Source organism: Herbiconiux moechotypicola, from assembly GCF_024979255.1.
In the GTDB taxonomy this organism is placed as follows: domain Bacteria; phylum Actinomycetota; class Actinomycetes; order Actinomycetales; family Microbacteriaceae; genus Herbiconiux; species Herbiconiux moechotypicola.
The window spans coordinates 1-13,254 of record NZ_JANLCN010000013.1; the positions used below are offsets into that span (position 1 = coordinate 1).

Sequence of the window (13,254 nt, forward strand, 5' to 3'; positions counted from 1 at the left end):
AGAAATACGCCATCATCAACACCCCTCAATCGTCAGGCGTTGCACACACCGCTAGAACCTGCGGGCCAGGGAGGGCACTTACTGACGGGTCGATCGGTGGCCCGGGTGGTGAGGGCGGGCTGCGGACGGGATGAGGCTCAGCGCGGGACGGGGAAGCGCCCCAGCGTCAGTGCGGGACGGGGAAGGGGCGGCCGAAGGCGGTGTGGACGCCCGGAGAGAAGAGGACGGAGTCGGGGGTGCGGGCGGCGAGCGACGGGAAACCGGCGGCGGCGAGGAGTTCGTCGTCGAGGAAGAGGAGTTCGGCGTCGGTGACGGTCCACGGCGCGTGCTCGTTGGGGATGTAGACGGTGCGGCCGCCTCGCTCGTGGTGCAGGCCCCAGCGGGCGGTGAGGAAGACGGCGAGCTCGTCGTGCGAACGGTCCGCCAGGCCGGGGCGGGCGTCGACCCGGCAGTGCGGGCCGGGCCGTCCGCCGAAGCCGGCATCGCCCCTGCGCTCGGAGCGGTAGGTGATCGCGCCGGAGGCGTCGGTCGCGATGGACATGCGGGCCCAGCGGTACGGCAACCCGAACAGCACGTGGGCCGCCGACACCGCCGCGAGCCGCGACGACTCGAGCGAGCGGAACACGACCCCGCGCCGCCCCGTCTCATCGACCGAGTACAGCCGCACGTTGATCTCGGGGAAGGTGCCCGCGTACGGCACCGGGCCGAACGCGCGGAATCCCGGCGCCGTCGCGTGCGCCAGGCGGAACGGGATGAGGCCCACCCACGCCGATCCGTCGAACACGTCGGGCCGGGTGCCGGCCGGCAGCAACGGCGCCACCTCAGCCGGGTCGACCCGCCAGTGCAGGAACGTCAGCGACTGCCAGTCCTGCTCGTGCTCCCCGCCGCCGGGCAGGGGCGGCGCCGTCCGCGAGAGCGGCTCGGGCGCGGCGGGTCGTGTCATCTCGCCGACAAGGCTACGCTCATGGCGATGACTTCGACGATCGCGACGCCCTACGAAGACCTTCTTCGCGACACCCTCGCGAACGGCACCCCCAAGTCCGACCGCACGGGCACCGGAACCCGCAGCGTGTTCGGCCGCCAGCTGCGCTTCGACCTCGCGCAGGGTTTCCCGCTCATCACCACCAAACGGGTGCACTTCAAGTCGGTGGCCTACGAGTTGCTGTGGTTCCTGCGCGGCGAGTCGAACGTGGGCTGGCTGCAGCAGAACGGCGTGACCATCTGGGACGAGTGGGCCGACGAAGCGGGCGAGCTCGGCCCGGTGTACGGCGTGCAGTGGCGCTCGTGGCCCGCCCCCGACGGCACGCAGATCGACCAGATCAGCCAGGTGATCGACACCATCCGCACCGACCCCGACTCGCGCCGCATGATCGTCTCGGCCTGGAATGTCGCCGAACTGCCGGGCATGGCACTGGCCCCCTGCCACGCCCTCTTCCAGTTCTATGTGGCCGACGGCAAGCTCTCCTGCCAGCTCTACCAGCGCAGCGCCGATCTCTTTCTCGGTGTGCCCTTCAACATCGCCAGCTATGCGCTGCTCACGCAGCTCATCGCCGCCCAGACCGGCCTCGGCCTCGGCGACTTCGTGTGGACCGGCGGCGACTGCCACATCTACGACAACCACGTCGAGCAGGTACGGCTGCAACTCGAGCGCGAGCCGTTCCCGGCCCCCACGCTCCGCATCGCCCCGGGCAGGCACAGCGTGTTCGACTACGAGTACGACGACCTCGAGCTCGTCGACTACCGGCACCACCCCGCCATCCGCGCGGCCGTGGCGGTGTGAGCCGGATGCGCGTGGGCCTCGTGTGGGCCCAGGCCCACGGCGGGGTGATCGGCGACGACGGTGGCATTCCGTGGCACGTGCCCGAAGACCTCGCGCACTTCCGCGAGGTGACGGCGGGATCGCCCGTCGTGATGGGCCGCCGCACCTGGGACTCGCTGCCCGAGCGCTTCAGGCCCCTCCCCGGCCGCCGCAACATCGTCGTCACCCGGCAGGAGGGGTGGGCGGCACCGGGTGCGGAGACCGCGCACTCCCTCGGCGAAGCACTCGCCCACGCCGCCGATTCACCCGAAGACACGACCGCACACGCAAACACCCCCACCGTCTGGGTCATCGGCGGCGGGCAGCTCTACCGCGAGGCACTCCCCCTAGCGCAGCTCGTCGAGCTCACCGAGGTCGACCTCGACATCGCGGGCGACACCACCGCGCCCGTGCTGGGCCCGGAGTGGCACGCCGACCCGGCCCGCGCATCCGGGTGGCTCGAATCGCGCACCGGCCTCCGCTACGCCTTCCGGCGCTTCGAACGAGAGGAGCGGGGGCGGGCGCCTCAGTCGTAGACGTGCGCCACGCTCCAGAACGCCTCGCCGGGACGACGCAGCACGTCGAACACGCGGCTCTCACCGCCCACGCTCGTGGCCTGGAACCGCCACGCCACGAAGTCGGGCGCGTGCGTGGCCCAGTACAGCCCCTCGGGCTCGGTGGGGCGATCGCTCACCCTCCACCGTTCGCCGTGCCAGAGCATGCGCGCGGGGAGCGCGCCCTCGAACCACAGCGTGGCCGCCTCGGCCAGATCGACAGCGTTCAGATCGATGGTGCTCACGTGTGCCCCGCCCTCCGTCTCGACTCGTCACTCGAACAGATGTTCGAATCTCGAGTATGCGGCAGAGCGGGGCGACACGCCAAGCACCCCTCAGACCGGCGTCGTCAGGCCGTCGCGGCCGATGCCCGCCGGGGCAGCTTCCACCCCTGTCGCACGTAGTGGCAGGTATAGCCGTTCGGGTAGCGCTCCAGGTAATCCTGGTGCTCGGGCTCGGCCTCCCAGAACGCACCGGCCGGGCTCACCTCGGTGACGACCTTGCCCGGCCAGAGCCCGGAGGCGTCCACGTCGGCGATGGTGTCCTCGGCGATGGCACGCTGCTCGTCGTTCTCGTAGAAGATCGCCGAGCGGTAGCTGGTGCCCCGGTCGTTGCCCTGACGGTTCTTGGTCGACGGGTCGTGGATCTGGAAGAAGAACTCCAGCATGGTGCGGTAGTCGGTGACGGCCGGATCGTAGGTGATCTCGATCGCCTCGGCATGGCCGCCGTGGTTGTAGTAGGTGGCGTTGTCGACGTAGCCGCCGGTGTAGCCGACGCGGGTGTCGAGCACGCCGGGGCGACGGCGGATGAGGTCCTCCATGCCCCAGAAGCAGCCTCCAGCCAGGATGGCGGTCTCGGTGGTCATCGTGCGCTCCCCTCGGTAGCGGTGGTGGATGTGGTGGTGGTGCCGAACAGGCTCAGGAAGTCTCCGTACCCCTCGGCCTCGAGCGAGGCGACCGGCACGAAGCGCAACGCGGCCGAGTTGATGCAGTAGCGCATCCCGCCCGCCTCGCGCGGCCCGTCGGGGAAGAGGTGACCCAGGTGGCTGTCACCGGAGGCGGAGCGCACCTCGGTGCGGGTCATGCCCCAGGTACGGTCGGTCTTCTCGACCACGCGGGAACGGTCGATCGGCACGGTGAAGCTCGGCCAGCCCGAGCCGCTGTCGTACTTGTCGGTGGACGAGAACAGGGGCTCCCCGGTGACGACGTCGACGTAGATGCCGTCGTCGTGGTTGTCCCAGTACTCGTTGCGGAAGGCCGGCTCGGTGGCGTCGTCCTGCGTGACGCTGAACTGCCGGCGCGTGAGACGCGCGAGCGCCTCGGGGGTCTTGGTGTACTCCGTGGTCACGGGGCCCTCCTCGGGGATTCGCACCGCTGGCTGCGGCGGTCAGAGGGTAGAACAATCGTTCTGCACCGGATGTTCCCGGGCGGCACGCGAGAACGTCACCACCTCTCACACCACGGTGACCAGCGTGCTCTGCCACCCCGTCGAGCCGTCGGGCGCGATCGGCGCCCGCTCCTGCACCTGCAGCTCCCCCGCCTTGTTCACCGCCCGCACCGCCAGGTAGTGCGTGCCCGTCGTCGCCTCCCAGTCGACGAACCACTGCACCCAGGTGTCCTCGTTCACCGGCGCCGACAGGGTGGCCGGCTGCCACTCGCCGTTGTCGATCGACACCTCCACCCGCTCGATCCCCACCGTCTGCGCCCAGGCCATCCCGGCGATCTTCGTGGGGCCGGCCGGCACCTGCTTGTCGACCCGCGGGGTGTCGATCCTCGACGAGAACTTGATCGGCGCCTCGGCCGAGTAGCCGCGCGGGGTCCAGTACGCCTCGTCGTCGGCGAACGTCGTGACCTTGAGCTCCACCACCCACTTCGTCGCCGAGACGTAGCCGTAGAGCCCGGGCACGACCATCCGCACCGGGAACCCGTGCTCGAACGGCAGCGGCTCCCCGTTCATCGCCACCGCGAAGATGGCGTCGATGCCCTCGTCGGTCAGCGAGGTGAGCGGCGTGGAGGCGGTGAAACCGTCGATGCTCGTCGAGAGCACCATGTCGGCACCCTGCTGCACGCCCGCCTTCTCGAGCACGGTGCGCACGGGCACCCCCAGCCACTTCGCCGAGCCGACGAGGCCGCCACCGACCTCGTTCGACACGCAGGTGAGGGTGACGGAGTACTCGTCGAGGCCGAGGTCGATCAGTTGCTGGAAGGTGAGGGTGATCTCTTCGTCGACCATTCCCGTGACGCGGAGAGACCAGGTGGCCGGGTCGATCTCGGGCACGGTGAGCGCGGTGTCGACGCGGTAGAAGTCGGCGTTCGAGGTGTAGAGCGACGACAGGCCCTCGATGTCGAACTCAGCACCCTCGGGCACGGTCACCGTCGAGCGCGGGCTCGGCAGCTTCAGCGCCTCGCGGATGCCGTCGATCGACGAGGTCGCCACCGCGACCACCCTCGACCCCACGCCCACCACCGCCGCTCCGAGGGCCGCTGCGGCGGTGAGCACGAAGAAGCCGCGACGGTCGACGGATGCGCAGGAAGAGTCGGGTGCGGAGGCTGGGCCGGATGCGCGGGGCGCATCGGATGCGGACGGGTCGCCGGGCGTCGCAGCGGCCGCGCCCCGCGCATCCGCCCGCCAGCGGGCGAGCCGCCGCACGAGCAGCTCGAGCACCACGACCCCGGCAGCCGTGCCGAGCACCGTCGGCAGCCAGGCGAGCGGAGTGGCGGCCGCGCGGGTGACGATCGCCGCGACCGCGAGTGCGCCCGCGAGCACGAGGAGAACATCGCCCAGCGGGCGCCGCCACAGCTGCAGCACCCCGGCGAGCGCCGCCGCCACTACGACAGCGAGGCCGATCGAGGCGAGCAGGAACAGCTTGTCGTTCGCCCCGAACACCTCGATGGCGAACTCCTTCGCCCAGCGCGGCACGATGTCGATGACGAACGAGCCGACCGCGAGCACCGGACTCCCGTCACGAGCCACCAGCAGCGCGAAGAGTTCAGCCACGGCCAGGAGCACGCCCGCGCTCACCACTCCCGCCAGTGCCGCGAGGAACCAGAATCGTGCGCGCATCCGTCACTCCCATCGTGTTCCGGAGGGATTCGGAGCGGACGGGGTCGCGGATGTCGGCGGCCTGCCGCACACTGGTGCCATGAGCGACGACGCGACGAGGCTCGCATCCTGGATCGACGGCTATCGGGCCGCCTGGCTGTCGAACGACCCCGACCAGATCAGGGCCCTGTTCACCGAAGAAGGCGTCTATCATCCGGGCCCGTCGGGCGAGAGCTGGCAGGGGCACGACGAGATCGTGGCCGGCTGGCTGGATGCGCGCGACGAGCCGGGCGACACCGAGTTCAGCTGGGAGCCCGTGGTCGCCACCGCCGAGGTGGGTGTGGCGCAGTGCGTGTCGACCTATCGCTCGGGCGCGGTCTACGACAACCTCTGGGTCATCCGCTTCGCGCCTGACGGGCGGGCCACCTCGTACACCGACTGGTGGATCCAGCGAGAGGAGTCGTGACGCCGTGACCAGGGTGAGGGTGCACAACTTCGCCGTCTCGCTCGACGGCTTCGCGAGCGGCGAGGGGCAGTCGTTCGAGACGCCCTTCGGGCACGCCGGTCATCGGCTGATGGGTTGGTTCTTCCCCACGCGCTCCTTCGTGGAGATGACCGGGCACGAGTCGGAGTCCGTGGGCAGCGGCACCAGCGGCGTCGACGACGCCTTCGCCGCCGCCACCTCCGTGGGCATCGGCGTGGAGATCATGGGGCGCCGAAAGTTCGGGCCGCAGACCGGACCGTGGGAGAACGAGGACTGGACGGGATGGTGGGGGCCGGAACCGCCGTTCCACACCCCGGTGGTGGTGCTCACCCACCACCCGCGCCCCGACCTCCAGGTCGGCGAGACCACCTTCCTCTTCCGCGACGCCTCGCCGCAGCAGGCGTTGGAGGAGGCCGTCTCGCTGGCGAACGGACTCGACGTGCGCCTCGGCGGTGGGGCGGATGTGGTGCGCCAGTTCCTGAAGGCCGACCTCGTCGACCACCTGCACGTGGTGGAGGTGCCGATCGTGCTCGGCCGGGGTGAGCGACTCTGGGACGGGCTCGAAGGGCTGGAGGAGCGCTTCGCGATCGAGTCGACCGCGTCGCCCTCGGGGGTCGTGCACCGCGTATTCAGTCGGCTTTCGCGCTGAGGCCGGCCCCGCGCCATTCGTTCGTGTCGAGTGATGACGCCGGGTGTTCACCCAGGGTTTTCAGGGCGGATACCCAGTCGATAGGGTGGAGGCGCGCGACGCCGCGCCACTCGGGCGGGCCGCGGGTCCGCCGTCTCCCTCGACGATTGGTCCTCGATGTCCTTCCCTGCCGCCCCTGAACCGTCCGAACCGTCGCTGGCCGCCAAGCTCATCGCCGAGGTCGCGGGCACCTTCCTGCTCGTGTTCGCGCTCGTCGGCGCGGCTACCTTCTCGGCCGCCTTCGGCTTCGCCGACGGCAACCCGCTCGGCGTCGGCTTTCTCGGCGTGGCACTCACCCTCGGTCTCACCGTGATGATCGGCGCCTTCGCCTTCGGCCCCATCTCGGGCGGCCACTTCAACCCCGCGGTCACGCTGGGTCTCGCGGCCGGCGGCCGGTTCGCGTGGAAGGACACGATCGGCTACATCGTCGCGCAGGTCGTGGGCGGTCTGCTCGGCGCGACCGCCGTGTTCGGCCTCGCCTCGGGCGGCCCCGACGGCTTCCTCGACAACGCGATCGCCGGCGGCTTCGTCTCCAACGGCTACGGCGAGCTCTCGCCCGGCGGCTTCGGAATCGGCTCCGCCATCGCGGCCGAGATCATCATCACCTTCCTGTTCCTGCTCGTCATCCTGAGCGTCACCCACGTGCGCGCGGTGCACGGCTTCGCCCCCATCGCCATCGGCTTCACGCTCACGATCATGCTGCTCGTCACCATCCCGATCGACAACGCCTCGCTCAACCCGGCGCGCTCGCTCGCGACCGCCGTGTTCGGCGGCGGCGACTGGCTCGCGCAGCTGTGGGTGTTCATCGTGTTCCCGATCGTGGGTGCGCTGATCGCGGGCTTCACCTACCGGTTCCTGTTCGACACGGTGAAGAAGCTGCCCGCGCAGAACTGAGACCCGCCTAGGCCGGGCTCACCACGAAGAGCGGGTCGGTGGTCGGCGACTCCGATCCACCGGCCGGCTCGACGGTGACGCCGATCGCGTCGCCCGAGGCCATCGCCCCGTCGAGCACGTGCCACGAGGTGCCGGCGGCCGAGGCGGAGAAGGTGCCCGCCGGGGCTGCACCGTCGGCATCGATGTACCAGGCCTCGTAGACCTTGCCGTCGGGCAGCGGCGCGAGCCCGTCGGCGAGCACCGCCGACATGCCGAGCTGCTGCGACCAGACCACCGTCACCGCTCCCCCGGCGTCGACGGTTGCTCGCTCGACGGCCGAGTCGGGGGCCGACATGATCGCGGCCAGCGAGTCGGCCGAGGCCTCCACGACCGGGGCCGCGGATCCGGTCACCGCCGCGCCGAGGAATCCACCGCCCACGAACAGCGCCGCCGCCGCGGCCGCGGCGCCGAGCACCAACCACGGCCCGCGGGCCCAGCGGCGCTGCGCCCGGCGCTCGGCCGGCCCGGCTTCCGCACCCCTCGCGGGTTCGGCCGCAGGGATCGGCACCTCGCCCGAGGCCGGCTGCGCATCCTGAGCCACCGGCCGCGCATCCTCAACCGGCCGCGCATCCTGAGGCGTGCGGGCGATCTGCGCCAGCAAGTCGGAGCGCAACCGCGCCGAGGGCTGCACCGGAGCCGCGGCCGCGCCCAGGAGACCCGCCGCCTCGCGCATCCCGTCGGTCTCGGCCGCGAGCTCGGGGTCGGCGTCCAGGGCACGCTCGACCGCCACCGCCTCCTCGGCAGTGACCGCGTCGAGGGCGTAGGCGCCCGTCAGGGAGCGCGGGTCGAGTTCGTCGTCTCGCCTGTCTGTCATGAAGCCACCCCCAATTCGTCTCGAAGTCTGATCATCCCGTCGCGCAACCTCGTCTTGACGGTGCCGAGCGGCACCGCGAGGATACCCGCGATCTCGGTGTGCGTGTAGCCGCCGTAGTAGGCCAGCGAGATGGCCTCACGCTGAAGTTCGGTGAGGTGCCCCATGGCGCGCTTCACCCTCTCGTGCTCGATCCTGATCTCGACCGTCTCGCTCACGTGGTCGTAGTCGGTCTCGAGGTCGCGGCGGCCGATGCGCTCGTCGCGGTCGTGCCCCGACTGCGAGGCACGCACGCGGTCGATGGCCCGCCCGTGCGTCTTCGTGAGGATCCACGACAGCGCACTGCCCCGGACGCTCTCGAACTTCGGCGCCGTGCGCCAGATCTCGAGGAACACCTCCTGCGCCACCTCCTCCGACTGCGCGTGATCGACCAGGATGCGCTTCACCAGGCCGAGCACGCGGGGTGCGGTTCGGTCGTAGAGCTCCGCGAAGGCACCCTGGTCGCCGGCGGCGACCAGCTCGAGCAGGCGTTCGAGACTCGGCACCCCCGAGGGGTCTGAGTCCCGGTCGGATGTCACGAGTTCCAGCATGCCAGGCCTCGATCCCGAGCGGACTTCTGCGGTGTGAGCACGATCGTGATTCGGAGTGCGGGTGCCGGCGGATTGCGCGGATCACGTCCAAACCGCTTCTGCGAGGGCACCGAACGCCTCCCCGAGAGCAGTTCAGATTTCCTTTGGAGGAATGCATCATGCGAATCACGAAGCGTCACACCCTCGCCGTTCTGGCCATCGCCGCAGCCGCATCGTTCGGGCTGGCCGGCTGTTCGGGCAGCGGCACCACGTCATCCGACGACTCGATGTCGACGTCGGAGGCGACCACCGCCCCCGAGCCCACGATGGAGTCGACCCCCGAGGCGATGGATCCGGCCTCCGACCTGGTGGGCCCCGGATGCGCGGCCTACGCCGAGGCCGTCCCCGATGGCGCGGGCTCGGTCGCCGGCATGGCGGAGGACCCGGTGGCCACGGCCGCCTCGAACAACCCGCTGCTCACCACGCTGGTGGCCGCGGTCTCGGGCCAGCTGAACCCCGACGTCAACCTCGTCGACACCCTCAACGGCGGTGAGTTCACCGTGTTCGCCCCCGTCGACGACGCCTTCGCGAAGCTCGACCCCGCCACCGTCGAGACGCTGAAGACCCCCGAGGGCGCCGCCACCCTGACCAAGGTGCTGACCTACCACGTCATCCCCGGCCAGCTCTCGCCCGACGAGATCGTGGGCACCCACACCACCGTCGAGGGTGCTGACGTCACCGTCGCGGGCTCGGGTGACGCGCTCACCGTCGACGGCTCCACCAACGTCATCTGCGGCGGCGTGCACACCGCCAACGCCACCGTGTACCTCATCGACTCGGTGCTGATGCCCGCGAGCTGATCCCGGATCCGCTCGTTCCGTGGCCCCTCGCGGATGCCCTCGGCCCACCCGGCCGGGGGCATCCGCGTGTCTGCGCCACCCCGTCAGAACAGGCGGTAGGAGCCCACCACGAGGAGGCGCTCCACGACCGGCGCCCCGGCGACCCATTCGCCGAGGGTGCTCCTCGGGTGAGGCACCCGACAGAATGAGGGCATGAATCCACAGTCTCCACGGCGAGCGCCTCGCGCACTCGCCGTCTCGCGCGTCGTGCACCTCGCCGTGGCGGGGGTCGTGGCGGCGTCCATCGGCATCCAACTGGTGCTGCTGGTCACCGGGGGTGCGGATGCGAACTCCGGCGAGACCGGGGAGGTCGCCGACCTCGGCACGCGACTGGTGCGGCTGTTCCTGTTTTTCACGATCGACAGCAACCTCGTGGTGGCGGTCGTCAGCATCGTCACGGCGGTGAACCCGTTCCGCCCCGGTTTCTGGTGGAACGCGCTGCGGCTCAACGCGCTGGTGGCCATCACCGTCACCGGGGTGGTCTACATGGTGCTGCTCGCCCCGGCCATCCACATCGACGGCTGGGCGCTGGTGTCGATGGTGGGCCTGCACGTGGTCTCGCCGATCGGGTTCGTGGCGGCCTGGCTGGTGTTCGGGCCGCGGCCCCGCTTCGACTGGGCCACCGTGGCCGCCGCGTTCGTGCTGCCGGTGGCGTGGCTCGCCGTCACGTTCATCCGGGGTGCGATCGTCGACTGGTATCCGTACCCGTTCCTCGACGTCAGGGAGCGGGGGCTGCCCGCCGCTCTCATGAACGCGCTGCTCATCCTGGTGGCGGCGGCGGTACTCGCGGTGCTCTTCCGTCTCGTCGACGCGAAGCTGCCGTCCGCGCTCCGAGACCGCTGATCGACCGAAGAGACGAGGCGGACGACCCCGAATTCGTCGCCTTTACTTGATGCGTCAAATACCTGCTATATTACTGACATGTCAGATAGATTGAGTTCGTTCGAACTCTCCACCTGGGAGTCGCTCCACACGGTGACCCAGCAGCTCAAGCGCGAGGTCGGCCGCGACCTCTGGGCCGACGCAGAGCTGTCCGACACAGAGTTCACCGTTCTCGCCCATCTGCGGCTCAGTCCCGGCGGGGTGCGACCGGGTGACTGCGCGCGGGCGATCGGCTGGGAGTCGAGCAGATTGTCGCACCAGCTGCGCCGCCTCGAAAAGCGTGGGCTGGTGGACCGGCGCACCGACCCCGACGACGGTCGTGCCGCGGTGCTGGTGCTCACCGACTCCGGGCAGGAGTTGTACCGCAGGGCGATCGGCCCGCACCTCCGATCGGCGCAGAAGTGGTTCGCCGCGGCGCTCACGCCCGCCCAGCTGGAGGGTCTCGCCGAGGGCCTCACAGCGCTCCAGGCCCACATCGAGAACCTGTCGGGAACGACCTCCGAGGAGACATCATGAAGACCATCACCCACCCGGCCTGGGCACAGAGCGCCACCGATCTGAGCGGCAGGACGATTCTCGTGATCGGTGGCGGCGGTGGCGTCGGAGAGGGCGTGGTACGCACCCTGCTCAAGCGGGGCGCGGCCGTCGTCGCCACAGGACGCGACGAGCTGCGGCTCCGCGACTTCGCCGATCGAGTCGGCCACAGTTCACTCCACGTCGCGCCCCTCGACGGCCTCGCCGCCGATCTGACCGAGCGTGCCGACCTGCTCGCCGCGGAGTTCGGACCGTTCGACGGAGTCGTCGTCAGCATCGCCTCCTGGGGCTCGCATGGCAGCAAACCGCTTCTCGCGCTCAGCGACGGCGAGTGGAGCGACCTCGTCGAGGACAACCTCACGGCCGTGTTCCGCGTTTATCGCGCCTTCACCCCGACCCTGGCTCCCGGCGGCGTGCTCCTGCAGCTCAACGGTCTGAGCGCAGACCTGCCCTTCCCCGGTAACGGCGTCGTCGCTCTCGGCGCGGCGGCCGGCAAATCCCTCACGCGCACCCTCGCCGCCGAGCTCGATGGAACGGGCCTCCGCGTCTACGAGGTCATCCTCGGCGTGGTTCGCACCCGGGCGCGCCAGCTCGCCGGCGTCGACAATCCGCTCTGGATCGACGGCACCGAGATCGGTGTGCACATCGCGGAGCTCGTCTCGGGTGACTCACCGCTGACCGGCGAGGTGCTCCACTACTTCATCGACAAGGCCACCGGGCCCGTCGCCACTCCCCCACGATTCTGAGGACACCCGCATGCTCGACATCGTTCGCGCGGCCGACCCCGACTACGCATCCCTTCGGCACGTCTACGGCGCCACCGGTGCGCCGGACGCCATCCTCCGCCCGCGCACCTCGGAAGAGGTGGTGGAGGCTCTCTCCTTCGCACGGGAGACCGGTGGCGCCCTGGCCATCCGCAGCGGCGGCCACGGAATCAGCAGCATCTCCACGAACGTCGGCGGCACCGTGATCGACCTCGGCCGACTCGACGACGTCGAGCGCCTCGACGATCGGCTCGTGCGGGTCGGTCCCGGCGCACGCTGGGGTCACGTGGCCGAGGCGCTCTCCCCATGGGGGCTCGCCATCAGCTCGGGCGACTCGGGCGACGTCGGGGTGGGGGGGCTCGCTACGACCGGCGGCATCGGCCTCCTGGGCCGGGCGCACGGTCTCACCATCGACCGGATGCGCGCGGCACGGCTCGTGACGGCCGACGGCGGGTTGCACCGGGTATCGGCTATGGAGGAGCCGGATCTGTTCTGGGCGGTGCGGGGGGCCGGTGCCAACATCGGCATCGTCACCTCGTTCGAGTTCGAAGCGGCTCCCACGTCTCGCGTCGCCCAGGCCACCCTTGCCTACCAGCTCGACGACGCCGCCGATTTCTTCCGCCGCTGGGGGGAGGCTGTCGAGCGCTCGCCGCGCGAGATCTCCGCCTTCCTCTACGTGGGCGCGGGCTCGGTGCCCTTCGCCCAAGCGACCGTGGTCTTCTCGACCGACGACGTCGACGCGGCCCGGGATGCCCTCGTCCCCTTCACCGAGCTACCGGGCCTGCTCGGCCAGCGCGCACAGATCGTGCCGTACTCGAGGGTGCCGGTGACGACGGATGCACCCCACAACGGGCAGCAGACGGCGTTCACCCATACCGGGTTGGCCGACCATCTCGACGAGCCGGTCTCCCGCGCACTCGCGGTGCTGGCAGGCGAGGGAAGCACGCAGATGGTGCAGATCCGCTCGGCGGGCGGTGCCATCAACGACGTTCCGCAGAACGCGACGGCGTACGCCCATCGACACCAGAACTTCTCGGTGACCGCGATCGCAGACACCTGGTCTGCACGGTTCGACGCCGCATGGGAGCCCGTGCACGAGCTCATGAGCGGCATGTACCTCAGCTTCGAATCGGGTCGCGACCCTGGGCGCATCCTGGAGGCCTTCCCGCCGGAGACTCTCCAGCGACTTCGCGGCATCAAGACGCGGTGGGATCCCGAAGGGGTGTTCCACCAGAACTTCGATGTGACGGAGGGCGCGAGCTGGCGGTGACCCGGGCCCTGTGCAGGTCTCGCCAG

17 protein-coding genes are annotated in these 13,254 nt (G+C 70.3%); 10 read left to right on the plus strand and 7 right to left on the minus strand.

Annotated elements, in window-relative coordinates; genetic code table 11:
* Positions 1 to 166 precede the first annotated feature (166 nt).
* On the minus strand, positions 167 to 943 hold the full coding sequence (locus tag N1031_RS17290) for a YqjF family protein (protein WP_259481025.1): 777 nt from the start codon (positions 941 to 943) through the stop codon (positions 167 to 169).
* Between the two features lie 27 nt (positions 944 to 970).
* On the opposite strand from N1031_RS17290, the gene N1031_RS17295 reads away from it, so the two are divergent.
* Both N1031_RS17295 and N1031_RS17300 read left to right on the plus strand, forming a co-directional pair.
* Positions 971 to 1,780, plus strand: a complete 810-nt coding sequence (locus N1031_RS17295; protein ID WP_259481026.1) for a thymidylate synthase — start codon at positions 971 to 973, stop codon at positions 1,778 to 1,780.
* Between the two features lie 5 nt (positions 1,781 to 1,785).
* Positions 1,786 to 2,334 carry a dihydrofolate reductase gene (locus N1031_RS17300; protein ID WP_259481028.1) on the plus strand — a complete coding sequence of 183 codons (549 nt, stop codon included), beginning with the start codon at positions 1,786 to 1,788 and terminating at the stop codon, positions 2,332 to 2,334.
* Here N1031_RS17300 and N1031_RS17305 read toward each other — a convergent pair.
* The 4 genes from N1031_RS17305 to N1031_RS17320 form a co-directional block, all read right to left on the minus strand.
* Positions 2,325 to 2,597 carry a hypothetical protein gene (locus N1031_RS17305; RefSeq protein ID WP_259481030.1) on the minus strand — a complete coding sequence of 91 codons (273 nt, stop codon included), beginning with the start codon at positions 2,595 to 2,597 and terminating at the stop codon, positions 2,325 to 2,327. The two genes, N1031_RS17300 and N1031_RS17305, sit on opposite strands and share 10 nt — an antisense overlap.
* A 104-nt stretch (positions 2,598 to 2,701) precedes the next feature.
* A complete protein-coding gene (gene msrA, locus N1031_RS17310; RefSeq protein ID WP_259481031.1) occupies positions 2,702 to 3,217 on the minus strand; it encodes a peptide-methionine (S)-S-oxide reductase MsrA in 516 nt (171 codons plus the stop codon).
* On the minus strand, positions 3,214 to 3,699 hold the full coding sequence (msrB, locus tag N1031_RS17315; protein WP_259481032.1) for a peptide-methionine (R)-S-oxide reductase MsrB: 486 nt from the start codon (positions 3,697 to 3,699) through the stop codon (positions 3,214 to 3,216). Before msrB ends, msrA begins: the two co-directional genes overlap by 4 nt.
* Before the next feature lie 105 nt (positions 3,700 to 3,804).
* On the minus strand, positions 3,805 to 5,415 hold the full coding sequence (locus N1031_RS17320) for a molybdopterin-dependent oxidoreductase (protein WP_259481033.1): 1,611 nt from the start codon (positions 5,413 to 5,415) through the stop codon (positions 3,805 to 3,807).
* 79 nt (positions 5,416 to 5,494) lie between these two features.
* Here N1031_RS17320 and N1031_RS17325 point away from each other — a divergent pair, with 79 nt between their 5' ends.
* The 3 genes from N1031_RS17325 (at position 5,495) to N1031_RS17335 (ending at position 7,460) form a co-directional block, all read left to right on the plus strand.
* Positions 5,495 to 5,860, plus strand: coding sequence for a nuclear transport factor 2 family protein (locus N1031_RS17325; protein WP_259481034.1), 366 nt, complete (start codon positions 5,495 to 5,497; stop codon positions 5,858 to 5,860).
* Between the two features lie 4 nt (positions 5,861 to 5,864).
* Positions 5,865 to 6,527 carry a dihydrofolate reductase family protein gene (locus N1031_RS17330; protein ID WP_259481036.1) on the plus strand — a complete coding sequence of 221 codons (663 nt, stop codon included), beginning with the start codon at positions 5,865 to 5,867 and terminating at the stop codon, positions 6,525 to 6,527.
* A gap of 156 nt (positions 6,528 to 6,683) precedes the next feature.
* Positions 6,684 to 7,460, plus strand: a complete 777-nt coding sequence (locus tag N1031_RS17335; RefSeq protein WP_259481037.1) for an aquaporin — start codon at positions 6,684 to 6,686, stop codon at positions 7,458 to 7,460.
* A gap of 7 nt (positions 7,461 to 7,467) precedes the next feature.
* On the opposite strand, the gene N1031_RS17340 is transcribed toward N1031_RS17335, so the two are convergent.
* Complete coding sequence (locus N1031_RS17340) at positions 7,468 to 8,313, minus strand: anti-sigma factor (RefSeq protein WP_259481039.1); 846 nt, start codon at positions 8,311 to 8,313, stop codon at positions 7,468 to 7,470.
* Positions 8,310 to 8,900, minus strand: coding sequence for an ECF RNA polymerase sigma factor SigK (gene sigK, locus N1031_RS17345; protein ID WP_259481040.1), 591 nt, complete (start codon positions 8,898 to 8,900; stop codon positions 8,310 to 8,312). The genes N1031_RS17340 and sigK overlap by 4 nt, the downstream gene beginning before the upstream one ends.
* A 158-nt stretch (positions 8,901 to 9,058) precedes the next feature.
* Here sigK and N1031_RS17350 point away from each other — a divergent pair, with 158 nt between their 5' ends.
* The 5 genes from N1031_RS17350 (at position 9,059) to N1031_RS17370 (ending at position 13,228) form a co-directional block, all read left to right on the plus strand.
* Positions 9,059 to 9,739 carry a fasciclin domain-containing protein gene (locus N1031_RS17350; RefSeq protein WP_259481042.1) on the plus strand — a complete coding sequence of 227 codons (681 nt, stop codon included), beginning with the start codon at positions 9,059 to 9,061 and terminating at the stop codon, positions 9,737 to 9,739.
* A gap of 192 nt (positions 9,740 to 9,931) precedes the next feature.
* Complete coding sequence (locus N1031_RS17355) at positions 9,932 to 10,621, plus strand: Pr6Pr family membrane protein (RefSeq protein ID WP_259481043.1); 690 nt, start codon at positions 9,932 to 9,934, stop codon at positions 10,619 to 10,621.
* Between the two features lie 78 nt (positions 10,622 to 10,699).
* Complete coding sequence (locus N1031_RS17360) at positions 10,700 to 11,176, plus strand: MarR family winged helix-turn-helix transcriptional regulator (RefSeq protein ID WP_259481044.1); 477 nt, start codon at positions 10,700 to 10,702, stop codon at positions 11,174 to 11,176.
* Positions 11,173 to 11,940, plus strand: a complete 768-nt coding sequence (locus N1031_RS17365; RefSeq protein ID WP_259481046.1) for an SDR family oxidoreductase — start codon at positions 11,173 to 11,175, stop codon at positions 11,938 to 11,940. Before N1031_RS17360 ends, N1031_RS17365 begins: the two co-directional genes overlap by 4 nt.
* Positions 11,941 to 11,950: 10 nt before the next feature.
* Entirely contained in the window at positions 11,951 to 13,228 is a 1,278-nt protein-coding gene (locus N1031_RS17370) for an FAD-binding oxidoreductase (RefSeq protein ID WP_259481047.1), read from the plus strand.
* Positions 13,229 to 13,254: the final 26 nt, after the last annotated feature.